At 72.0% G+C, this 20,016-nt stretch carries 31 protein-coding genes; all 31 read right to left on the minus strand.

Annotated elements, in window-relative coordinates; genetic code table 11:
- Window positions 1-123 precede the first annotated feature (123 nt).
- On the minus strand, window positions 124-459 hold the full coding sequence (locus G7075_RS00005; RefSeq protein WP_166117797.1) for a hypothetical protein: 336 nt from the start codon (window positions 457-459) through the stop codon (window positions 124-126).
- A complete protein-coding gene (locus G7075_RS00010; protein ID WP_166117798.1) occupies window positions 456-866 on the minus strand; it encodes a hypothetical protein in 411 nt (136 codons plus the stop codon). The genes G7075_RS00005 and G7075_RS00010 overlap by 4 nt, the downstream gene beginning before the upstream one ends.
- A gap of 106 nt (window positions 867-972) precedes the next feature.
- Window positions 973-1,392 carry a hypothetical protein gene (locus G7075_RS00015; protein ID WP_166117799.1) on the minus strand — a complete coding sequence of 140 codons (420 nt, stop codon included), beginning with the start codon at window positions 1,390-1,392 and terminating at the stop codon, window positions 973-975.
- A 1-nt stretch (window position 1,393) separates the two neighbouring features.
- Window positions 1,394-2,284: a hypothetical protein gene (locus G7075_RS00020; protein ID WP_166117800.1), complete on the minus strand. Its 891-nt coding sequence runs from the start codon at window positions 2,282-2,284 to the stop codon at window positions 1,394-1,396.
- 17 nt (window positions 2,285-2,301) lie between these two features.
- The gene (locus tag G7075_RS00025) at window positions 2,302-2,679 is read right to left on the minus strand and encodes a capsid cement protein (RefSeq protein ID WP_166117801.1); all 378 of its coding nucleotides are present in this window, start codon (window positions 2,677-2,679) and stop codon (window positions 2,302-2,304) included.
- 3 nt (window positions 2,680-2,682) lie between these two features.
- Complete coding sequence (locus G7075_RS00030; protein ID WP_166117802.1) at window positions 2,683-4,071, minus strand: head maturation protease, ClpP-related; 1,389 nt, start codon at window positions 4,069-4,071, stop codon at window positions 2,683-2,685.
- Window positions 4,052-5,335 carry a hypothetical protein gene (locus tag G7075_RS00035; protein ID WP_166117803.1) on the minus strand — a complete coding sequence of 428 codons (1,284 nt, stop codon included), beginning with the start codon at window positions 5,333-5,335 and terminating at the stop codon, window positions 4,052-4,054. Before G7075_RS00035 ends, G7075_RS00030 begins: the two co-directional genes overlap by 20 nt.
- 17 nt (window positions 5,336-5,352) lie before the next feature.
- Entirely contained in the window at window positions 5,353-6,990 is a 1,638-nt protein-coding gene (locus tag G7075_RS00040; RefSeq protein WP_166117804.1) for a hypothetical protein, read from the minus strand.
- A complete protein-coding gene (locus G7075_RS00045; RefSeq protein ID WP_166117805.1) occupies window positions 6,962-7,432 on the minus strand; it encodes a hypothetical protein in 471 nt (156 codons plus the stop codon). Before G7075_RS00045 ends, G7075_RS00040 begins: the two co-directional genes overlap by 29 nt.
- Window positions 7,433-7,439: 7 nt before the next feature.
- Complete coding sequence (locus tag G7075_RS00050; RefSeq protein WP_166117806.1) at window positions 7,440-7,658, minus strand: hypothetical protein; 219 nt, start codon at window positions 7,656-7,658, stop codon at window positions 7,440-7,442.
- 39 nt (window positions 7,659-7,697) lie between these two features.
- Window positions 7,698-7,976, minus strand: a complete 279-nt coding sequence (locus G7075_RS00055) for a hypothetical protein (protein WP_166117807.1) — start codon at window positions 7,974-7,976, stop codon at window positions 7,698-7,700.
- A gap of 223 nt (window positions 7,977-8,199) precedes the next feature.
- Window positions 8,200-8,814: a hypothetical protein gene (locus tag G7075_RS00060; protein WP_166117808.1), complete on the minus strand. Its 615-nt coding sequence runs from the start codon at window positions 8,812-8,814 to the stop codon at window positions 8,200-8,202.
- Window positions 8,815-8,967: 153 nt separating this feature from the next.
- Window positions 8,968-9,213 carry a hypothetical protein gene (locus G7075_RS00065; protein WP_166117809.1) on the minus strand — a complete coding sequence of 82 codons (246 nt, stop codon included), beginning with the start codon at window positions 9,211-9,213 and terminating at the stop codon, window positions 8,968-8,970.
- The gene (locus G7075_RS00070; protein ID WP_166117810.1) at window positions 9,210-10,157 is read right to left on the minus strand and encodes a hypothetical protein; all 948 of its coding nucleotides are present in this window, start codon (window positions 10,155-10,157) and stop codon (window positions 9,210-9,212) included. Before G7075_RS00070 ends, G7075_RS00065 begins: the two co-directional genes overlap by 4 nt.
- A 77-nt stretch (window positions 10,158-10,234) precedes the next feature.
- On the minus strand, window positions 10,235-11,209 hold the full coding sequence (locus tag G7075_RS00075) for an HNH endonuclease (protein WP_166117811.1): 975 nt from the start codon (window positions 11,207-11,209) through the stop codon (window positions 10,235-10,237).
- A 49-nt stretch (window positions 11,210-11,258) separates the two neighbouring features.
- Window positions 11,259-11,486 (minus strand): hypothetical protein, encoded by a 228-nt coding sequence (locus tag G7075_RS00080; RefSeq protein WP_166117812.1) that lies wholly within the window; start codon window positions 11,484-11,486, stop codon window positions 11,259-11,261.
- Window positions 11,483-12,157, minus strand: a complete 675-nt coding sequence (locus G7075_RS00085; RefSeq protein WP_166117813.1) for a hypothetical protein — start codon at window positions 12,155-12,157, stop codon at window positions 11,483-11,485. Before G7075_RS00085 ends, G7075_RS00080 begins: the two co-directional genes overlap by 4 nt.
- 453 nt (window positions 12,158-12,610) lie before the next feature.
- A complete protein-coding gene (locus tag G7075_RS00090; RefSeq protein ID WP_240917785.1) occupies window positions 12,611-12,865 on the minus strand; it encodes a MazG-like family protein in 255 nt (84 codons plus the stop codon).
- Between the two features lie 169 nt (window positions 12,866-13,034).
- On the minus strand, window positions 13,035-13,673 hold the full coding sequence (locus tag G7075_RS00095; protein ID WP_166117814.1) for a putative metallopeptidase: 639 nt from the start codon (window positions 13,671-13,673) through the stop codon (window positions 13,035-13,037).
- The gene (locus G7075_RS00100; protein WP_166117815.1) at window positions 13,670-14,278 is read right to left on the minus strand and encodes a hypothetical protein; all 609 of its coding nucleotides are present in this window, start codon (window positions 14,276-14,278) and stop codon (window positions 13,670-13,672) included. Before G7075_RS00100 ends, G7075_RS00095 begins: the two co-directional genes overlap by 4 nt.
- Window positions 14,275-14,433, minus strand: coding sequence for a hypothetical protein (locus tag G7075_RS00105; RefSeq protein ID WP_166117816.1), 159 nt, complete (start codon window positions 14,431-14,433; stop codon window positions 14,275-14,277). Before G7075_RS00105 ends, G7075_RS00100 begins: the two co-directional genes overlap by 4 nt.
- On the minus strand, window positions 14,433-15,134 hold the full coding sequence (locus G7075_RS00110; protein ID WP_166117817.1) for a hypothetical protein: 702 nt from the start codon (window positions 15,132-15,134) through the stop codon (window positions 14,433-14,435). Before G7075_RS00110 ends, G7075_RS00105 begins: the two co-directional genes overlap by 1 nt.
- Complete coding sequence (locus tag G7075_RS00115; RefSeq protein WP_166117818.1) at window positions 15,131-15,979, minus strand: ParB/RepB/Spo0J family partition protein; 849 nt, start codon at window positions 15,977-15,979, stop codon at window positions 15,131-15,133. The genes G7075_RS00110 and G7075_RS00115 overlap by 4 nt, the downstream gene beginning before the upstream one ends.
- A complete protein-coding gene (locus G7075_RS00120; RefSeq protein ID WP_166117819.1) occupies window positions 15,976-16,377 on the minus strand; it encodes a hypothetical protein in 402 nt (133 codons plus the stop codon). The genes G7075_RS00115 and G7075_RS00120 overlap by 4 nt, the downstream gene beginning before the upstream one ends.
- Window positions 16,374-16,691 (minus strand): hypothetical protein, encoded by a 318-nt coding sequence (locus G7075_RS00125; protein WP_166117820.1) that lies wholly within the window; start codon window positions 16,689-16,691, stop codon window positions 16,374-16,376. Before G7075_RS00125 ends, G7075_RS00120 begins: the two co-directional genes overlap by 4 nt.
- Window positions 16,688-17,680, minus strand: a complete 993-nt coding sequence (locus G7075_RS00130) for a ParB/RepB/Spo0J family partition protein (protein ID WP_166117821.1) — start codon at window positions 17,678-17,680, stop codon at window positions 16,688-16,690. Before G7075_RS00130 ends, G7075_RS00125 begins: the two co-directional genes overlap by 4 nt.
- A gap of 19 nt (window positions 17,681-17,699) precedes the next feature.
- Complete coding sequence (locus G7075_RS00135; RefSeq protein WP_166117822.1) at window positions 17,700-18,527, minus strand: hypothetical protein; 828 nt, start codon at window positions 18,525-18,527, stop codon at window positions 17,700-17,702.
- Window positions 18,524-18,799, minus strand: a complete 276-nt coding sequence (locus tag G7075_RS00140; protein WP_166117823.1) for a hypothetical protein — start codon at window positions 18,797-18,799, stop codon at window positions 18,524-18,526. The genes G7075_RS00135 and G7075_RS00140 overlap by 4 nt, the downstream gene beginning before the upstream one ends.
- Entirely contained in the window at window positions 18,790-19,041 is a 252-nt protein-coding gene (locus G7075_RS00145; protein WP_166117824.1) for a hypothetical protein, read from the minus strand. Before G7075_RS00145 ends, G7075_RS00140 begins: the two co-directional genes overlap by 10 nt.
- Window positions 19,038-19,436, minus strand: a complete 399-nt coding sequence (locus tag G7075_RS00150) for a hypothetical protein (protein WP_166117825.1) — start codon at window positions 19,434-19,436, stop codon at window positions 19,038-19,040. The genes G7075_RS00145 and G7075_RS00150 overlap by 4 nt, the downstream gene beginning before the upstream one ends.
- Window positions 19,433-19,846, minus strand: coding sequence for a hypothetical protein (locus tag G7075_RS00155; protein ID WP_166117826.1), 414 nt, complete (start codon window positions 19,844-19,846; stop codon window positions 19,433-19,435). Before G7075_RS00155 ends, G7075_RS00150 begins: the two co-directional genes overlap by 4 nt.
- Window positions 19,847-20,016 lie beyond the last annotated feature (170 nt).

The raw sequence follows: 20,016 nt of genomic DNA on the forward strand, positions 1-20,016 counted from the left end.
TTCGAGGCGTCGAGCACGACGTGGCCGGCGCGGTCGAGCGCCCGGGGCAGACGACGCCGCATCCGCCGGCGGGCGTCGTCGAAGCTGACGTCGGAGGAGACAGGCATCGGACCCTCCTCGCGATCAGGTGAGGCTGACCGCCACGTAGATGACGCGCCCGCGGTTCATGGCCGGGGCGGAGCTGATGACCTCGCGGTGGTCGCCGCGGACGGTGACCGCCGTACCGGGGGAGAGCAGCTGCTCGAGGTCGTCGACGTCGGGGTTGTGCTCGGGGGCGGCGAGCACGGTCACCTCGGCGACGGTCTCGACGCCCTCGCGGTCACGGACGAGCTTGCGACCGGGGGAGTAGACGACCCGCACCGGGACGGGGTCGCCGGGCAGGGGCGCGTCGGAGCTCTGGCCGCCGGCGGGGGTCACGATGATGACCTCGCGCGCCTGGCGCGGGCTGAGGCGCCTCATGGGCGCAGGCCGAACGGGTAGCGGCGGTCCGCGGGGTCCGGGTACGGGCGGGCCGGTGGGAACGAGCCGCGGGGCGAGAGCTGGCCGCCGACGGCTGAGCCGTTGGACTGAGACCACGTGCGGATCTCGGCGAGGATCTGCGAGCGCCGGTCACGCCACGAGGAGCGCACCAGGTCGGTCTGGTCGTCGGTCTGGCTCGTGGGGTTCTCGTAGGCGATGCCGCCGAGCTCGAGTGCCCACGCCCTGAGCGGCTTCGCCGGCTCGGCGGGGATGTCGTTCCAGCCGGTCGCGCCGAGGATCCAGCCCTCGACAACTTCGAGCACCGCGGCGCACTGGTCGTCGTCGACGTCGCCGGTGCTGTACCCGAGCCAGCTGCCGAGCTTGGCCGCGTCGAAGAGGACTGTCATGCCGGGGACCTCCTCGAGGCGCTGTGGGGCAGCAGGCGCCCGCCCGGCCGTCTTGGGGGAAGAGGGCCGGGCGGGCGGTCTGCGGGGAGGTGGCGTCAGCCGGTCGTCAGGACCCGGCCGCGGCCTTCTTCTTCTCGGCCTCGAGGCGCTCGGCCTCGGCGGCGGCCGCCTCGGCCTGCTCCTTGGCCCGGGCCTTCGCCCGCTCCTCGTCGGCCTTGGTCACCGCGGCGACGAGGACCGGCTTCTTCTCCGCGGTGAACTCGGCGATGTCGACGCCGACGACGCCGGCGTAGGCCTCCCAGACCTCGCGGGTGTCCCGCTCGGCCGGCAGCGCCTCCGGGACCGTCACCTGCGGCGGCGCGGGCGGGGCGCTCTCGCCGATCACGGACGCGAGGCCCGAACGCTGCAGCGCGTCGAGGACGGACTGGTCGACGCCGTCGGGGATCTTGTCGCCCTTGTCGACGACCTTCTCCTTGTCCTTGACCCGGACGCAGAGCGGCACGTTGGCGGTGTACGTGAGGCCCATGTCAGGCCCCCGTGATCCGCCGGGCCGCGCGCGGCTCCTGGGCGATCGCGATCATGGGCCGGCGGCCGCGGATCAGCGTCTCGTCGTTGCCCAGCGGGTTGCGCCGGGTCCACGTCTCGATGCCGGTCTTCGGGTCGCCGGTGTACTCCGGCGACGGGATGCGCTTGAAGGCGCGCGAGCCGAAGACCTTCCGGTCGAGGACGACCGGGTCGGACCCGGCCGGCATGACCGCGGGCGCGATCGTGATGCCGGCGATCTCCGGGAGGCGGTTCGTCTGCACGACGCCGTTCTGGTTCTCCCGCGGCAGGATCCCGAGGACGTCGTAGGCCACGTCGGCCCACTTGTCCCACGGCACGAGCACCGTGTCGGCCTCGTAGTCCTCGGGCTCGTTGTTGACCTCGCCGACCGCCTTGCTGATGGTGTACCACCAGCCCTTGGCGTCCTTGGCGACGGTCTTCGTCACGACGGTCTGCACGATCGCCACCGCCGGGGTGTCGATCTGGCGGCGCACGGAGCGGCCCACCTGGCGGGCCGCACGCTGGATCTCGTCCCGGTTGGACTCGAGGAGCTTCTCGTCGGTGACCGGGACGTCGATGCCGACCTTCGGCACCTTCGCGAAGGCGGCGTCGCCGTCGGTCGGCATGGCCCGCGGGTAGACCGCGCCGGGCGCGACCTCCTCCGGGTTCCGGGTGAGGTAGACGCCGGCGGAGACCTCGTAGAGGACCGCGCCGTTCGTCTCGATCGTGGTCGGGAAGATGAAGTCCGACAGGAAGGTGTTCGCGTTCTCGTCGTTGACGAGCCGGTTGACCTTCGTCGGGTCCTTCATGAACTGGTGCAGGCGCGCGATGTCGATCTCGGCCTGCGTCGGCACGCTGGGGTAGATGGCACCCATGATGTCGTTCTCCTTGCTCAGGCCGTCAGGTAACGGCAGGTCTGGCCGACGGTCGCCTGGCCGGAGACGCACAGCCCGAGGCGGAGCACCTCCGCGTCCGTGCCGACGGTGAAGGGCGCCACGCGGCCGGAGCCGGAGGCCTTGACGTGCTGGCCGGCCGTGACGGCGGCCGAGACGGCCACCTCCTCGATCGAGCCGGCCGGCATGTGCACCGTGACCTTCTCGCCCGCGGGGGCGTCGTGGCCGGCGATGCCGACGTACTTCTGCGTGCCGCTGGCCGCGGGGCCGACCTGCATGTTGCCGGTCACCTCGACCGGGGTGCCGCCGGTGACCGCGGCGGACGCGGTGAACGTCTCCGGCTGGCCGCCGGCGACGACGGGGGTGTAGTCACCCATGACTCAGGCCTCCTGCTTCTGGCGGGCGTGCTCGGGGAACATCTCCTCGTACTCGTCGGTCACGGTCTTGTCGTCCGCGGCGTCGGCGTGGCCGAGCTCCGCGAGCGGGATCGTGCCCTTGGCGAGGCTGTTGAGGACGGTGCGGCCGCCCTCGTCGTCGGCGCGCAGCTGGCCGAGCCAGTGGTCACGCCTGGCCGCGGGGATGCGGCCGTCCTGGATCGCCGCCGCCACGACGGCGACGCGGTCGGCCTCGAGCTGCTCGTTGCGGGCCTGGCGGCCGGCGGCCGCGTCCTCCCGGAGCTGGGCGAGGGTGCCCTCGTCGACGGCGACGGTGCCCGGCGCGGTCGGCGCGCTGGTCGCACGCTCCCCGAGGGCCTCGTCGACGGCGGCGAGCACGGTGTCGGCATCGGCGTCCGCGGAGACACCGAGCTTCTGCCGCAGGGCGGTCATCTGCGTGTCGTTCATCGCAGACGCTCCTTCCTGTGAGGTGTCCCTGGGCGCCGCAGCGGCCGGAGACGGGGAACCGGCCGCGGACGCGGCCGGCTGCTTGGGGGCCGGGGCGTGCGAGCGCCCGGCGTGCATGTGGATCGAGAGGTCGAAGCGGTCCTCGACCTCGATGTCCTCCTCGAGGACGTCCGGCTCGTCGGGAGCCGCGGTGCTCGTCTCGCCGGCGTCGGCCACGACGCCGACCCGGTCGGCCAGCCCGGCCGTGACGGCCTCCTTGGCCGTGTACCAGGTCTCCTCGACCATGACCGCGCGCCACTCCTCGTCGGTGCCGCCGGCGACCTCGGAGTAGACCGAGGCGATCGCGTTGGACGTCGAGTCGAGGAAGTCGGCGGCCTTGCGCATGAGGGCGGCCGGCCCGTAGGCGAACGTGGAGGCGTCGTGCACCATCATCTGCGTGCCGGGAGACATCACGGTCTCCTCGGCGCCGCAGGCGATCACCGAGGCCGCCGATGCCGCGACGCCGTCGACGACCGCGACCACCTTCGCCTTGTGGGCCCGAAGCATGTTCAGCATGGCCATGCCCTCCCAGACGTGACCGCCGGGGGAGTTGATGCGGGCGCGGATCTCGACGACGTCGTCGGGCAGGCTGTCGAGCGCCTCGGCGACGTCCCGGGCGCTGATGCCCCACCAGCCGCCCCAGGCGTCGATCGGGCCGTAGATCCGCAGCGTGGCCACGGAGCCGGCCGTCGAAGAGCTGCCGGCCGAGGAGGACTCCCCGTCGCCGGCGGCCGCGACGGTGACCGACCACATCTCGGAGCGGTTCTTCGGCGGCTTCTTCTCGCCCCAGAACCGCATGCGCGGCACGTCGAGCGCCGCCGGCGGCGGGCCGGCGTCGTTCAGCGCGGCCATCACCTCGGCGCCGGGGTCACGCAGCGGAGTTGTCACGGGTGTCTCCTTCGGTCTTCGTGGGCAGCCCGAGGCCGAGGCGCACGTGCGCCTCGAGCCCCTCGTCGGGGGTGAGGACGCCGGCGTCGACCAGCGTCTTGATGGCGACGGCGAGCGCTCCTGCGTTGGAACCGATCTCGTCGAACACGAGCTTCGGGGCGGGCTCGTTCTCGCCGTAGTTGAGGTCGACCAGGTCCTCGATGACGTGCGCGGTCGTGACGTCGGCGACGTCCTGCGCGACCGCCGTCAGCGACTGTGTGAAGAAGTCGGCGAAGGTCGAGCCGAGCGCCCACGACCCCGTCTGGGTGCCGAGGTTGAGGAAGTGCGCGAGCACCGCCCGGGCGATCTGCTGGTCGTGGTACTCGATCGGCTTGCGCGCGTCCGGCAGCTGGCCGTCGACGCCGAGCAGCTTGAGCAGTGCGCCATTGGGGATCGCGGCGCCAGCGTTGTCGCCGGAGCGGAAGCCGCTGGCGATGTCCTGGCCGGCGTCGAGGCTCTTCTCGCCCTCGGCCGCGGTGTAGACGGGGACACCGAGGCCGTTGCGGTCGATCGTCATCGTCTCGGTGCGCAGCAGCCGGTCCTTGAGCAGCCAGTTCTTGTAGGCCGTCCGGAGCAGGCTCATGCCGCGCCAGTTGCCGCCCTCACGCTCGTTGACGTACATCACCAGCCGCGAGACCGGGATGGTGATGTCCTTCGGGTCGGTCCCGACGCCCTTCTGCTCGATCGAGATCAGGCCGCCGTCGCGGGCGACGTTGAACTTGGCGATCGAGCGCGGCATCCGCGGGCCGAGCTTGCGCAGGTGCAGCAGGTTCGCGGCCTCGTCGTAGCGGTACAGCTGCTCGAACGCCATGTGCCCGAACGGCAGCATCAGGAGCGAGTGCCGCAGGTGCGTCGACCAGGAGAACCGGTCCCGCAGCCGCCCGGGTGCGACGTCCTGCACGCCCTTGATCGGCAGCCCGAGGTCGCCGGCGACGTGCTGCACGACCTCGTCGCGAGCGCCGTTCGGGTCGATCCGCCACGTCGTCGAGCGCACCGGGAAGGTGACCGCCCGCAGGACTGACCCGACCTGGGCGTCCTGCTTGCGCATGGCGTCGTAGACCGCGAGGTTCAGCGGCCACGCGAGCTCGGGTGTGGTCTCCTCCTCGATGCCGCCGGGCTGCCACCAGTCGTTGGCGGACTCGGGGGCGACGGCGTAGCCGACCTCGCGGACGCCGGCCTGCGTGCGAGCGCTCTTCGGCGACGGGGGAGGGGTCTCCTCAGCCACAGAGCACCTCCTCGAGGTCAGAAGCCGGTCGTCGCGACGTCGACGTCACGGGTGCGCCGGGTTCGGCGCTGGGGCGGGGTGCGGCGGCCCTCGGCGCCCGTGGCGCGCACGGGCGACGGAGGCGGTTCCTTGACGTCCCGCTCGCTCTTGCCGACGGCGTAGCCGGCGAGCATCGGCGCGACGATCGGGCCCTGGTTGACCTCGGTCGAGACCGTGCGGCGCAGGGTGTGCCGGTCGAGGAGCTTGCGCAGCTCGGCGGCCGCGAGCGCCTGCGTCATCAGCTTGCCGCCGCGGTGCCGGACACCGGGGGCCGGCACCGGGCGCGGTGCGTCGGGGTCGACGTCCTCGCCCGGCTCGGGAGGCAGCGGTCGCGGGTTTGCGTTGGTGTAGAACCACGTCCACGCGTTCTTGAGGTCGTCGGCGTCGAAGAGCTTCACCGGCACGCCGGCCTCGGCGAGGTCGCCGAGCATGAAGCCGCACGGGCCCTTCGGGTCGACCCACAGCTCGCCGCCGTGGTCGGTGACCAGCTGGCGGGACCGCTCGAGCATCCATGCGACGCCCGGCTCGTGGTCGATGACCTCGATGTGCATCGCGCCGTCAGACCGTCGGCCGGCGACACCGATCGTGCCGCGCTCCAGCTGCGGGTCGGCCTCGAGGACGTACCGCGGCGTGCTCCCCGACGCGATCGCGGACTCGGCGTCCTGCGCGCGGGCCCACGCCTTCTCCGGCACGAGCCAGCCCGCACCCTCCTCGCGGGGGTACGTCGACGCGCCGCCGCGCTCCCGGCCGAAGTCCTGGCGCGACATCCGCGAGAACTCCTTGGCCACGAACTCGTACGACAGTCCGCGGCCGAGCCGTGGGTTGACGGCCGCGATCTTGTCGAGGTCGTCGAAGTCCTCGTCAGGGTCGAGGTGCCAGCCGCGGTAGCAGAGGCCGCGCTCCTTCTTCTTGTACGAGCGCCACAGCTTCGCCTGGATCGTGGCGCGCATCCCGCCGGCGGACCCGGCGTAGTTGATCTGCGCGTTCTCGGCACCGGTGACGAGCGGCATCAGCGCCGCGAGGTGCTCCTCGGTAAGGCTCTGCGACTCGTCGAGGATCAGCCGGTTGTACCCCTGCCCGCGAGCCGAGTCCATCGTGCGCGTGCGGAAGTAGCAGACCGCGCCGTTGCGCAGCTTGATCGCGCGCTGGCCGTTTGCGCGACGCGGGCCGGCCTCGTCGAGCTCGGCCCAGAACTTCGGGGTGCGCTGGATCGCGGCGACCACGTTGTTGAAGACCTCGAGCGCCGTGTCGTCGCGGTGCGCGGTGTACATGATCTTCCGCTCACCGAGCATGAACAGCCCGGCCAGGATCAGGATCTCGATCTCGAACGACTTGCCGTTGCGGCGCGAGATCACGTCCGCGGTCTCGCCGGCGGCCCAGCGCTCGATCAACGTGCCGTCGCGCTGCTCGACCATGTTCGCGCCGAGCTTCTCGACGAGACCCTGGCGCTGGAAGTCCATGAGGTCGTAGCCGCAGTACTCCGCGAGCGTGATCGCGTCCTCGCCGTGCGAGAAGGCCGACTCGGGCACCAGGCTGTCGGTCGGGGTCTGGCAGCCCAGCGGCAGGTCGCGCTCTTCGTAGTCGGCGTCAGGCTCGAGAAGTGCGCTCAGCCGCACGGCGTGCACGCTCCTCTCGCAGCTGCTCCATGCGGTCCGGCCCAGTCACGACACCCTCGTCGTCGCCGTCCTCCTCCGGCTCGCCGCGGCCGTTGGAGCGGCCCGGCGCGACCGACAGGCCGAGCAGGCGCACACGCGCGACGTGCAGGCGGTGCGCCTCACGGACGGCCGCGAGATCGCCGCTGATCGCCGCCTCCCACACCGCGTCCGTGAGGATGTCGAGCCGGTGCAGCTCGAGCACGCGCATCTGCTCGTCGCTCAGGTCGGCCGATCTCGCCTTGAGCGCGCGGTGGTACGCCTTGTGCGCGCCCGAGCGGTTCGCGTACCCGCAGAGCGCCGCGACCTCGTCGAAGCCCTTGCCCTGCGCCACGAGCTCGAGAACACGAAGATCGCGCAGCGCCGTCTTCGACAGCGTCCGCGGCCTGTAGTCGCTGCTGGCCATGACGGGGTCAGTCGACGAACACGACGCGCGTCGCGCCGCCGTGACCGTGGATGTGTCGTACCGAGTCGATCGACGGCCACACGACGGTTGACCGGTGCTCGCCGAGCCAGCGCACCACGGCGACGCCGTCGGAGAACTCCACGCCCTCTGCGACGATGCCGGTTCCGGAGATCCCGGACACGTCGTGGTCGCGCTGCAGCTGGAAGCGGCGGGTGGTCTGGGTCATCGGCTGACTCCTCGGGAGGCGACCGCGCCCGCCGGCGCGTCACCAGACGCGTGAGGGCTGCAGGTCCTGGATCTGGCGGCCGAGCACGCCGCCGGCGGCTGTGTTCCCGCCGAGAGGACAGTCGTCGTAGTCGGCGTGCTCGATCCGGTCCGCCTTCGACCAGGGCTCGATCGCCCGGTCGCGCGTGTGACCGAAGTGGAGTTTCTGACCCCTCAACATCGGGAGCCCACAGCGAGGACAGGGCGTGTTGTACGCCTCCTCGATCGCCAGCGCGCGTCGACGCTGGTGATCGGCGCCGTACGGGTCCGGCTGAGCCATCTGGGACCGACCTAACTTCGCGAGGGCCCCGAATGTTTCCTCCTGGGCACCATTGGTATCCCCGGGGGGAGAGAGGAAGGGGGTCGGAGGGGTCCGGGCCCCTGAGGGGGTCGAGATTTTCTGGCGGCGCGACGAAGGCCCAGCCGCATGGGCTGGGCCTTCGTGGACAGAGTTCGTCCGCTGGCATTCACGGTAACACCGGCCCGATCGAACTACAAGCGTGTCACCCGCCGGGTGTGCCGATCAGCTGAACCGCGACGCCGATGCCGGTGATGATGAGGCCAAGGACGCCGATGACGACACCGGCGATGGCGGTGCCGAGGATGATGCGCGATCGCTTCGACTCGCGCCCGAGCTCGTCGGCCTGCGCCGCCTGCAGCTCCATCGTCGCGTGAGTGCTCTTGGCGATCTCCTCGAGCACCGGGCGCAGGAGGTCGGCCGTCGTCTCAATAGGTTCTGCGATCAGCCGGCCGATGGCTTCTGCTCTCTCATCCGCCTCCTCCTCTTGACGCCGGCGCTCGGCCTCGCGCTCAGCAAGGATCCGGCTGGGCTTCATCGCAGACTCATCGAGCGACTTGGCGGCCTTCATGATCGGGTCGCCCGCGGCGGCAACCTTGGCCGGGCCTGGGCCGACAGCAGATGCCGCGCGAGCCTGCGACTCGCGGACCATCTTGACGGCAGCGGGCGATAACACGTCCACCCGGGTCTCGCGCAGCTGGCGGGTAAGCCGGGCCAGCGCTGCCCTCGTCTCGTCACTCATCGGCGCCCTTGGGCCGCGACGGATCACGTCACCCAACGTCTCGGGCCTCTCACTCGGCCCGTCGTGGTCATCGGTCACAGTTCCAAGGCTACGTCGACGCGCCGACTAGGCAGCGAGGGTGGATGACCATCGGGATCGTGTCGCGACTCGCAGGTGCGGGCGAGCGTCGGGACCGGGTAGTGCTCGCCGCAGATCGTGCACCGCCACGCATCGTCCTGCAGAGGCACCAGGTCAACGCCTCGCGCTCTGAGCGTCGAGCACCGCGGCCAGCGACCAGCCGGCGCGGGTCGACCTCCCGACGCGGACCCTCACGGCTGGCTTGAGCCCGCGGCGGCGAGCCCAGGTCTTGAACTGGTCGGTGGCCACACCGACACGGTGGGCCGCGGCCTCGGTCGAGACGATGTCCTCGGTCAGGCACTCGGTCTCAGTGGCCGGGCCGCCGAGGACGATCCCGGGACGGGGCGGGGTGGTGGTCATGGCAGCTGCCTCCGGAACGCGTCGGACACTTCGGTGATCGGTCGCATGAACGCCTCCATCGACCAGGCCTGGCGGCGGCCGTTCTCGTCGCGGCAGCGCGGGTGGTCGCAGCGGAGGACGCCCCAGGTCGGGTCCCACGGGAAGCCGATGGAGCCGCAGCCCGGGCAGGCCGCCGCCTCCCACGCCGGCCGCGGGGCCATGAACAGCAGCCGGCACGACAGGTGCCCGCACGACCAGGCGTCCTCGCACGTCGGCCCGGCCCACTTCTGCCCGGCGAACGGGTTGTGACGCTGCCGCAGCACCACCGGCTTGTCCTTGTGGCCGGTCAGGGCTCGCGCCTCCTTGTGCCAGCGGCGAACGGTGCGCTCGACCTTGCCCCAGGACCGGCCTCGCTCAGGGTGGCCGGGATCGACCAGCGCGCCGGCGACGAGGGCGTGCGTCGGGTCGTGCTCGAGCAGCAGATCGACGAGGAGCGGCAGCCCGCGCAGGGCGGCCGGACCGGCGATGTCCGACGGGGTCGCCGACGACACGGTGGTGATGCTCTTGCGGATCGGCTGGCACGTGGGGTGCTTGCACTGGCCGGCGGGGTGCACGGGGCCGATGCGCGGCTTCGACGCGACGCCTCGGTAAACGTGGAGGGGCCCGAGGTCGAGCGCCTCGCGCAGCAGGTGGTCGAAGCGGATGGCGCCGCGGTGGACCTCGTCGACGAGGTGGGCCGGGCCGGCCGCCCACGGCGCCGGTGATCCCTTCTGGCTCTTGGCCTTCGGCACGCCAGGGTCGCGCGGCGCGCCGGTGCCGGGCATGGTGATCGACGCGAGGCGGACCAGCAGGGCACGGTGAGCGATCTCCTCGTGCGAGCACCGGGCCGGGCCCTCCGTCGAGCACCGGTGGCCAGCAGGTACGTCCCGCGGGTCGTAGAACTCATCCACCAGCTGGGCCACCACCTGCGTCAGCGTCAGCGGTCCCGCCGGCTCAGGCTTGCGTGACTGGGCCACCGTCGTCCTCGCTGTCTTCGCCTTGGTCACTGGTCACCACCACGACGGCCTCGAGCACCACGAGATCTCTGGGCAGGCTGAGGCTGGGCAGGGGGCGCTCCCGCCCCAGTCCCTGCCTGACCCGGCCCGGCCCGTCCCGTCCCGGCCCGGCGTCCACCCTCGGACCACGGTGGTCCCGGCGGCGCCCCGCCGAGGGGCTCGAGGGTCGCGCCTGCGGCTGCGGCACCCTCGTGGGAGGTCGCGCCTGTGGCTGCGGCACCTCCCTGCTCGCCCGGATGCGCGCCTGTGGCTGCGGAACCTCTCGAGCTCGTGGACTGGGTCTCGAAGGGGTCGTTCGCGGCGGGCACCGGGTGGCCGAGGAAGTCCTCGACCCTCTTGCGGCTGCCGGAGGCCTTCGAGAAGTAGGGCATGGGCGGGGGTGGGAGCAGGTGGGTCTCCTTCTCGGGTCGGGGCATGTGCTTGAAGGTCGAGTTGCACTTGTGGCAGCACCGCACGTAGGTCTCGAACGTGGCCGCGGTGCCGGGGTTGAGGTGGTCGTAGGTGGCGCCGCGCCCGGAGCGGGTGTCCTTCGAGCTGACGAGCACGACACGGCAGTAGCGGCACTGGTCACCGTCGCGCAGGAGCACCCGGGCGGTGAGCTCGGGGTTGCGGCGGTCCTGGTCGCGCTGGCGGTCCCAGGCGACGTCCTCCTTGAGGCGGATGTGCCACAGGTCGTCGTCCTCGACGATGCGCCAGCGTCGAGTGCGGCCGCGGCCCTCGGCGGTCATCAGACCGGCCTCGACGGCCTGGCGCAGCAGCAGCTGGGCGCGGTCGCCGCCGATGAGCTCGGCGGTGCCGATGTCGACGACGTAGTCCGTCATGTAGCCGGCCGACATCGTGGCGCAGCGGGACACGAAGCCGAACACCTCGTTGGCCGAGCGAGCGTCGGCGCGATGGGTGCGCCGGATGGCCAGCACACGGATGTGCAGGCCGGACTTGTCGCTGGACTTGAGCCAGGGCATTCGGTGGGGTGCTCCATCGAGTCGAGGGCGTTCGAGGCGGCTGGGGTGCCTAGGGCGGCGGGTGCACGTCGAAGAGCAGGGCCTCGAGCGGGGCGGCGATCGCCCGTCCGCGCTGGATGTCGACGTAGCCGTCGAGGCTGTCCGCGAGCGCCAGCCAGAGGTCGCGCACGTCGGGGACGTCGTCGTCGATGGCGGCCCGCTCGCGGAAGTACTTCGCCTCGCTCTCGAGGGCCGTCAAGGCGCGTTCACGAGCCCGCGGGGCGCTGGTGCTGGTCATCGGCCGCCCGCCCGCTGTGCGGGGCCGTACGGGCTCTGCTGGGCCTCTCGGCCGGTGCGGCGGTCCCTCGATCGGCGAGCGTCGTCCAGTTGAGGCTGGGACGGCTCGGCGGGCTGCTGGTCGGTGAACCTGTCGAGGGTCGCCCGGGCGAAGCCTGCGTCCTCCGCGTACTCGGTGCTGTGCATGATGAAGACGCCGGGGTTGCGCGGGAGGATCCGGGTTCGTGGGCCGCTGCCGACGACGATCGAGTCGTGCAGGGCGTTGGCAGGGTGCTCGAGCAGGATCTGGGCGACCCGCTCGAGCTGCCAGCCCTCCATCTGCCACGCCTCGTCGATGAACAGCGGGTGCGCACGCAGCCGGGCCACCTCCGCCGCCAGCTGGCGACGCCGCTCCTCCGTAGCGCGTTGAAGCTGGCGGCTGGCTCCGAGGATCGCCGCGTTGAGGCGGTGCCAGTCGTCCTCGTCGCCGAGCTGCTCGGTGACCGCGGCGTACATGCTGCTGAGGCTGGCCCAAGGCCGTCGGGCGATGTCGGCGCCGTAGTACTCGCCGCCGGTGTCGACCTCGTGAGAGCCGTCGGCCGACCACGACGCGGCATCGACCCCGCCGTTCCACTCGACGTAGTCCTCGAGGGCGGCGTCGATGTCGTCGAGGACCTCGTCCGCGCCGCTCACGCCGACAACCTCCGTCGCTCGGCGAGCGGGATCACGTTGTCCGGCACGGTCTCTGGGACCAGGTGCCGCACGACGTCCGCCGCGAACGAGGGGCACGCCTCGTGCGAGCAGTAGCAGACCGAGCCAGGGCAGTATCGGCCCGGCGCCGCCTTCGGGTCCTCAGCACACGTGGGGCAGCTCTGCGCGGTCTGGGAGGCAGCGAGCGTCATCGTCCCCGACCCGGATCTGGAAGGCGCGGAGTGGGCGAGTCGATCCATGACCTGTCCGGAGGTGGTTGGGCAAGCGGGGTGTCGCCCACTTGGCCCAGGTGGTCCACCCGCTCGTTGAGTTCGGCCAGGAGGATCCGTCGACCTCTGCGGAAGACCACGTGCGCCGGGGCGAACTCCACGCTCGTGACGTCGTGAATCTCGCAATCCCGCCCGTTCGTCGGGTCCGTGTAGATGAAGTCAGCCATCAGGTGATCACCCCGGCGCGGATGCCGGTGCGGACGATCTTGCGGTTCAGCAGACCGAGCGCCTCGCCGCGGTGGCCGGTCAGGTGCTCGACGGCTGCGAGCGCAGTCAGGGCGACGTCGAGGAGCTCGTCGACGACGTCGTCCATCGAGCCGGCGACGCCCTTGCGCGGGTTCTGACCCGTCACACCTATGTACGCGGCCACCACCTCGCCGCACTCCTCGGCGATCTTCGCTACCCGGGCCCAGGTGACCACCCCGGGTCGAGGTCGGCGTTGCCAGCGTCGATCCACTGTGAGAGAGCGACGAGCGCAGCGGCGTGAAGTGAGTCCAGTGCGGACACGCCTGCGTCCCCGGCGGGGGGACGGGGGACTTCGGCGCGTCCGGACGGCTTCGGGCGGTATCCGTGGCCGGGCGGCGGAAGTCTCACGGGGTGGCTCCCGTCGCGGCGAAGGGGTCAGGGACGACGCGCAGGCCCGTGCGCGGCGCGGCCTCATCCCACTCGGGGTCGTCAGCTGGCGGCTCGGAGATCTCCTCGACGGCCGGCCCGGGCTCGGCCGGGGCCTCCTCGACGTCTTTGTCGTCGATGGCGTCCGGGTCGTAGAAGTCCAACGGCATCTGGCCGGCGCCGGCCTTCACGAGGGCGGCGACGTCGGCCTTCCAGAGGCCGTTGCGCTGGATGACCCCGAGGAACTCCTCGACGTCGTGGCCGCGGGTGCGGCCGACCCACTCGCCCTCGCCGTTCCGCTCGACCGCGAGGTGCGAGAGCTCGTGGTCGACCAGGGCACGCTTCTGCTCCGGCTTCATGCCCTCCCACAGGTCCTTCGGGAACTCGAGCACGAACAGCGGGACGCCGACCGACTCGTCGTCGACGAGGAACTGCGACAGGCCGGCGATCTTGCGCGCCTTGCCGAGGATGGCCCGGCCGCGCGCGACGGCGTGCACGTCGCGGAACACGTAGAGGATCTGGGCGTGCTTGAGGTCCTCGTGCTGCTTCACGTCCGCGATCAGGCGGTCCGCGATCGGCTTTACCTGGTCGGTGGCCCACTCCCACTCGACGCTCACAGCTCGGCTCCTTCGGTGTCGGGGAAGCGGATCTGGCCGGTGTCGTCGTCGCGGACGACGCGGCCGGTGCGGACGAGGTGCTCGTGGGCCTCGCGCAGCGCGCGGGCCTCGTCGTCCCAGAAGGTCGGCGCCTCGATCCCGGCGTCGAGCAGGTGCCCGAGCTGGGTCAGTAGGTCGAGGGCGTCGGCGAGCTCGAGCGAGCGGAAGAGCGGGATGTCCCATCGGACGAGGGGGACCCGGTCTCCGTCGGTGATGTCGCGGCCGAGGTCGACGTCGAGCCGAGGGTGCACGTGCAGGAGGCCTCCCCAGCCGTCGACGCCGACGACGACGTGCAGGGCGTCCCGGTGCGGTGCGGCACCGTGCTCGAAGACCGTGGCATTCGTCCGGTCGGCCTGCTGCACGACCCTGCCGGCGAGCACTGCCAGGTCGTGCAGGTGGGCCTGTTCCTCGTCCGCGAGCGCGACGACGGCCTTGACGAGGCGGTCGAACTCGTCGGCGGTGACGGGGATCGGAAGGGCGTCGTCGATGGCCGCGCAGTACTTCGCGATGCGGGCGGCCTGGGCGGTGATGGCCGCGACGTCGTCGGGGGCGGTCTGGGTGGTCATCGGCGTGGGCCCCTCGAGACGATGAGGATGCCGAGGAGAGCGCAGAGCACGGTGACGACGGCGCTGCCGACCGTCATCGGTGAGGTGAAGAACATCGCGAGGGCGACGCCGACCGCGGCGAGCACGATGAGCACGAGGCAGGTCAGGATCTCCATCAGGCGGTCTCGTCCGGTCCGCCGAGCTCGTCGTCGGCCGGCCCGTCGGCCGGCTCATCGGCGACGGGCCCGTCGACGTTCCACCTGGCGGATCCCGACTGGGAGTACTCCGTGCCGGTGAACCGGTCCCGCTCCCAGTCGGACCACGGGTAGCCGTACGCCGTCAGGGTCGCGGTCCAGGCGCGGCCGGGGGCCCCGTAGGTGTGGAGCCCGGGGTAGGGGTCGACCTTCCGCAGGCTCGTCTCGCCGGCGATGTGGGTCGCGATGTCAAGGGCGAGGACCAGGGCGTTGACGTTGAGCCCGACGAGGGCCTCTCCGAGCGCTTCCGCGAGGTCGTCGGTCTGCTGCTCCTCGTCGGTGCCCTTGACGACCTCGGGGACGGGTGCCCCGAGGATGTCCAGCATCACGCGGGCGCCCTTGAGGTCCCGGGCCCAGGAGACGTCGAACTGGAAGGCGTCGACCACGAGGGCCTGCAGGCGAGTCCGGACGACGGCGGGGTCGGAGACCTTCGCCAGCTGGTCGCGCAGGAACGTGGCCCGCGCCTCGGCGGCCGCTCCGGCGCTCTTCGTCAGCTCGTCCTTGAGGGCGGCCAGCTCGGCCTCGGCCTTGAGCTCAGCCTTGGTCTTCGTCGGCTTGGGCTTCGGGTGCAGCTTCGGCTGGGTGCACCCGTGGACAAGCTTCTTCCTCGAGTACTCCGTCACCCAGTAGGTGGCCCGGCCGGGGCAGTCCTTGTGCGTCCGCTGCTCGGCGGCGTCGATCTTGCCGTCGTCCCCCAGGTGCGCGGGAAGTTCGGCAGCAGGTCCTCGAGGTGCTTCGACCCCTTCGGCTGGTTGGCGAGGACGGTGACGCCGGCCTCGCTGAGCTTCTCGAGCCGGACCGCGAGCGCCGCGGCCTCCTCGCGCTCCCGGCGCGCGCTGTTGAGGGTGAAGGTGTAGTTGTTCGAGCCGACGGCCTTGAGGAGCGTCTTCTGGGCCTTGGGGTCATCGTCGAACTCGGAGATCTCGAGGGCCTGCTCGATCGTGACCTGGTGGGCCTGCAGCGCCGAGCGGGCGGCCTCGCCGATCTTCGCGAGCTTGAGGCGGTCGCGGATCCGGGTCGCGGGCTGGCCGACCTTGGCGGCGAGCGCCTTCTGGGTGAGGCCGTCGATGTCGAGGAGGAGCTGGTAGGCGTCGGCCTCCTCCACGGGGGTGAGGTCGACGCGCTGCAGGTTCTCGACGAGCATGGCCTCGATCTGTGCGCCGCGGGTCGTGAGGTCCTCGCGGATGAGGACTGGCACCGTGGTGAGCTTGGCCTTCTTCGCCGCGGCGAGGCGGCGGTGGCCGGCGATCAGCAGCCAGGTCGCCTTGCCCATCGACCGGGCGGTCATGCCGGTGTGCGGCGGGGCGACGACGAGCGGCTCGAGGAGGCCGACGGACTCGACCGAGGCGGCCAGGTCGGTGACGTCGCCGACGTCGAGGCGGACGTTGTCCGGGTGGGCCTTGACCTGCGAGAGGGCGACGTGCTCGAGGCGGGTCTGCGCGGTCGGGGTGGTGGCGGTGGCGGTCATGACGGTGGTGCTCCTTCGGCTGTGGTTCGGCTGGGGTCGCGACCGGTGTCGAGGGTCGCTGCGAGGCGCTCCGCGAACGGGCGCCAGGCGGTCGTGGTGGGGAGCTCGTCGAACAACGCCTTGAGGTCCTCGAGCATCTGCGGGACCTGCGCCGCGGCGAGGTGGCGGGTGTTGAGCCGGAGCATCCCCATGTGGGTGCGCACGACGAGGACGGTCATCCCGCGGCACCGGCGGCCCGAGGTGCACGAGACGTTGTCGAGGGCCTGGAAGCCGGGCTGCTCGGCGAGCCGGCACTGGCACGCCGGGTCGACGTGGTCGATCGCCTTGCACCAGGTCCGCACCTCGTCGGCGAGCGCCGTCAAGCGCAGACGCATCCGCTCGTCGCTCTTGGTGCTCACGCGGCCCTCCCCATGAATCGGCCGCCATTGGCGCGAGCTCGGCTGCGGGCGTGGCACTCCCGGCAGCGGACGGCGTTGCGGGTCACCTGCTTCGAGCAGTCGGCGCAGGGGTGGGTGCGAGGGCGAGGCGGCTTGAGCCACGTCCGGCCGCGCAGCTGCTCGAACCGGTTGGCCAGGTCGGGGCGCTCCGCCCGGTACAGGGCCCGGGCGATCGACTCAGGGCGCATCCCGAGGTGGGAGGCGATCGACAGCGGCCGGTCCCCGAACCCCAGGAAGTGCTCGACCTCCTCGACGACGACGGCGCGCGGCGTCATCCGGCTACCTCCACGAGGTCCTGCTCGTGACCCTCGACGGGCTGCCCGCAGACGCGGCACTGGCCCTCGTCGAGGGAGCGCCGGTAGGCGTGGCGGGACTCGTCGGCGCGGATGACGTGCTCCCAGCACTCACCGCACCCGGTCATCCCGATCTGTCGTGCACCGCGACCGTGCTCGTTGAGGCAGCGTGCTCGGACGCGACCGGCGAGCGGGTGCTCCGCGCCGAGGTGGAAGCGGTAGGTGGCGTGGGGGCGAGCTGTGCCGGCCCGGGCACGGCCGACGGTGCTCGCCTGGGTGACGCCCATCTGGCCGGCCTCGACGAGGTCCTGCTGCTCGGTCGAGAGGTTGAGCAGGGCGAGGCGGTTACTCACGAACGAGTCGGAGCGTCCGATCCGCTTCGCGAGCTCCTGGCCGGTCCAGCTCTTCGAGACCTTGAGCCGGTTCAGCGCCCGCGCCTCCTCCATCGGTGAGAGGTCGCGCCGCTGGCCGTTCTCGATGAGCATCGCCGCGAGCACGTCGTCGGGACGGAGGTCCTTCGAGACGATGACCTCGGTGGAGGCGTGGCCCAAGCGCTGCAGCGCGGCGAGGCGGCGGTGGCCGGCGACGACGACCAGGGCGGCGCCGTGGCGGCGGACGACGATCGGCTGCAGGAGACCGGACTGGCGGATCGACTCTGCCAGCTCGTCGACGTCGCCGAGGTCCTCGCGCGGGTTGTCCGGGTCCGGGTGAACGTCTGCGAGCGCCACCGTGACGAGGGTGCGACCGGTCATCGCCTCGGCGGCCGCGGCCGGCTTCTCCTGGGCGGCCGCGCGAAGCTGCTCGAGCGAGGCCCGCATCGCCTCGGTGTCGGGGTAGCCGTGGGTGCGGGCGATCTCCGCGGCGTGCGGGTAGGACAGCCCGGTGACCTCGGCGGCCTTCGCCACGGACTGGCGCAGCGCCACCTCCACGAGGCGCACCTCGAGCTCCTGTGAGACCGTCGCGCGCTTCACGACCGGGCTCCGTTGAGGCTCACTGGCGCTCACCCCGGCGGCGGGCGGCGACGAGGGTCACGATGCCGGCGAAGAGGATGGCACCGCCGAGCAGCGCCGTCAGCTGCACGTCCTGCGGCCCGGTGGCCGCGAGTTGGGCGCGCTGCGTGACCGCCGGCGCCGGGCTCGTCGTCGACGACGTGACCGGCAGCTGGGTGGCGCTCGTGCTCGTCGACGGGCTGCTGCTCGAGGACGACGTCGTCGACGGTGTGCTGGTCGGGGTCGACGACGGCGTCTCGGACGGGGTCTCCGTGGGCGTGGGGGAGGGCGTCTCGGACGGTGTCGGCGACGGGCTCGGCGTCTCGGACGGCGTTGGGGTGCCGCTCGGGGTCTCCGTGGGCGTGGGCGTCGACGAGGGCGTCTCGGACGGCGTCGGGGTGCCGCTGGGCGTCACCGACGGCGTCGGCACCGACACGGTCTCCGACGGGGTGGGGGTGGGGCTCGGCGAGGGAGTGCTCGAGCATCCCGGGCCGGGCGGCAGGAACTGGTGGCTCAGGTAGACGGCCTGGTCCTCCGGGACGCCGCCGGCGATGGTCAGCAGCCCGTCGTCGTCGAGGGCGTCGACGACGCGCCGGTCGTGGTGGGTCTCGTACCGGTAGGTGTCGACCTGTCGCCACGAGCACTCGACGACCTCGACGGTCTGGGGCCACCAGTCGCCGAACGGATCCGTCGTCGGGTCGATCCCGGCCGGCAGGTACCAGGTGCGGGTCGTGGTCTCGCCGTGCCCGGTCGCGAGCGCGGGGACGGCCGTGGTGAGGGCGCCGACGACCAGGAGGAGCGTCGCGGCGAGGATGCGGGTGCGGTTCATCGAAGGTCCTGACTGGTGGTGGGGAGGTCGAGTGCGTCGAGCTGGGAGCGTCCGGCTCGCTGGTCGAAGGGGGAGCGGTCCGCGCTGCGGATGAACCACCGGGTCACGAGGCCGAGGAGCACGAGGATCAGCAGCGGCAGGGCCCAGGCGTTGCCGGCGGGGTGGGCGAGGCCGAACTCGGCGGCGGCCCGGAACGCGACCACGAGCGCGAGTGCGGCGGCGACGGTCCTGGTGAACCGGACGACGAGGCGGCCGCGGCGGGTCAGGACCACGACGCACCTCCCGAGAGCGCCTTGTTGAGTCGCCGTAGGTCCTTGAGCTGCTGGAAGGTCTCCGCCCACCATTCCTCGGCAGCGAAGGTCTGATGCGCGAGCTCCGTTGCCGTGTCGGCATCACCGCGCCGCAAGGCTGCGGCGCACTGCCTGCCCAGCGCCCCGCTGCGAGACCACGCTCGCTCTTCGGCCTGCACTGCCTGCTCCACGCTCGGGCCGGCCGACACTGTCGCGGTCGTCACCACAGGTCCTTGACGTCGAGCGGCTCGCGGGCCGGGACCGGGCGTGCGCCCTCGGTCGAACCGTCGGCGAGGACCAGGACTGCGCCGAGTGGACGCTCGGCGCGGGCGATGTCGAGCGCCGAGGCCTGCTCGTCGACGCGGACCTCGAGGAGCGCGGACGACGCCGCGGTCTGGACGTAGGCGTCAGCGAGCGGGGCCGGCATCCGGAGCGCGGAGGTCTGCGCGCTGATCGTCTGCTGGCGCAGGTGGATGGCGTACAGCTCGTCGGTGGCCTCGCGGAGGGTGACCGAGTGCGCGGCGAGCCGGGCGGACAGGCGCAGCAGGCGGCGCTCGATCGCGTCGGCTAGGGCCGGGTGCTGCCTGGCGGCGGGGCGGCGGGTCGCGACGGCGGTCACGGGAGCAGGTCCTTGTCGACGAGCCAGAGGCCGCGGGCGTCGAGGTCGGCGACGGCGGCCGCTGCGAACGTGACCTTGAGCTCGGCGCGGTGGCGGAACCGGACGGTCAGGGTCTGGCCGTGGGTCTTGCCGCCGGAAGGGACGATGACGTACGCGACGCGGCCACGCATCAGGGCGGCGAAGAGGCTGCGCTGGCGGCTCGTCGAGAGGAGCTGGACCTGCACGGCGATGCCCGCGTCGGCCTCGCCCGGGCCGGGCTCACCGAGGGCGATCAGGATGTCGTCGACGTCGTCGGTGATGACCTGGGCCGCGGGGGCATCGACGTCGGCGACCGAGGGCCGGATCGGGCGGACGGTGCCCGCCAGATCGGCGGGGGAGGGGTGGTGTTCTGCGGTGGTCGGCTGGTCCATCACGGGACCTCGCTTCCTGTTCGGCTGTTCGGCTGGGGTGGTGCGGTGGTGAGGTGGTCCCCGACCAGGCGAGAGGCGTGCCCCGGAACAGAGGGGGGGACTCCGCTCGACAGGTGGCCGGTCTCGCCTGGCCGGGGACTGAGGTCGGGACGGCCGCCGCAAGGTCCTGA

The organism is Phycicoccus sp. HDW14 (assembly GCF_011383005.1).
Lineage (GTDB): Bacteria > Actinomycetota > Actinomycetes > Actinomycetales > Dermatophilaceae > Phycicoccus.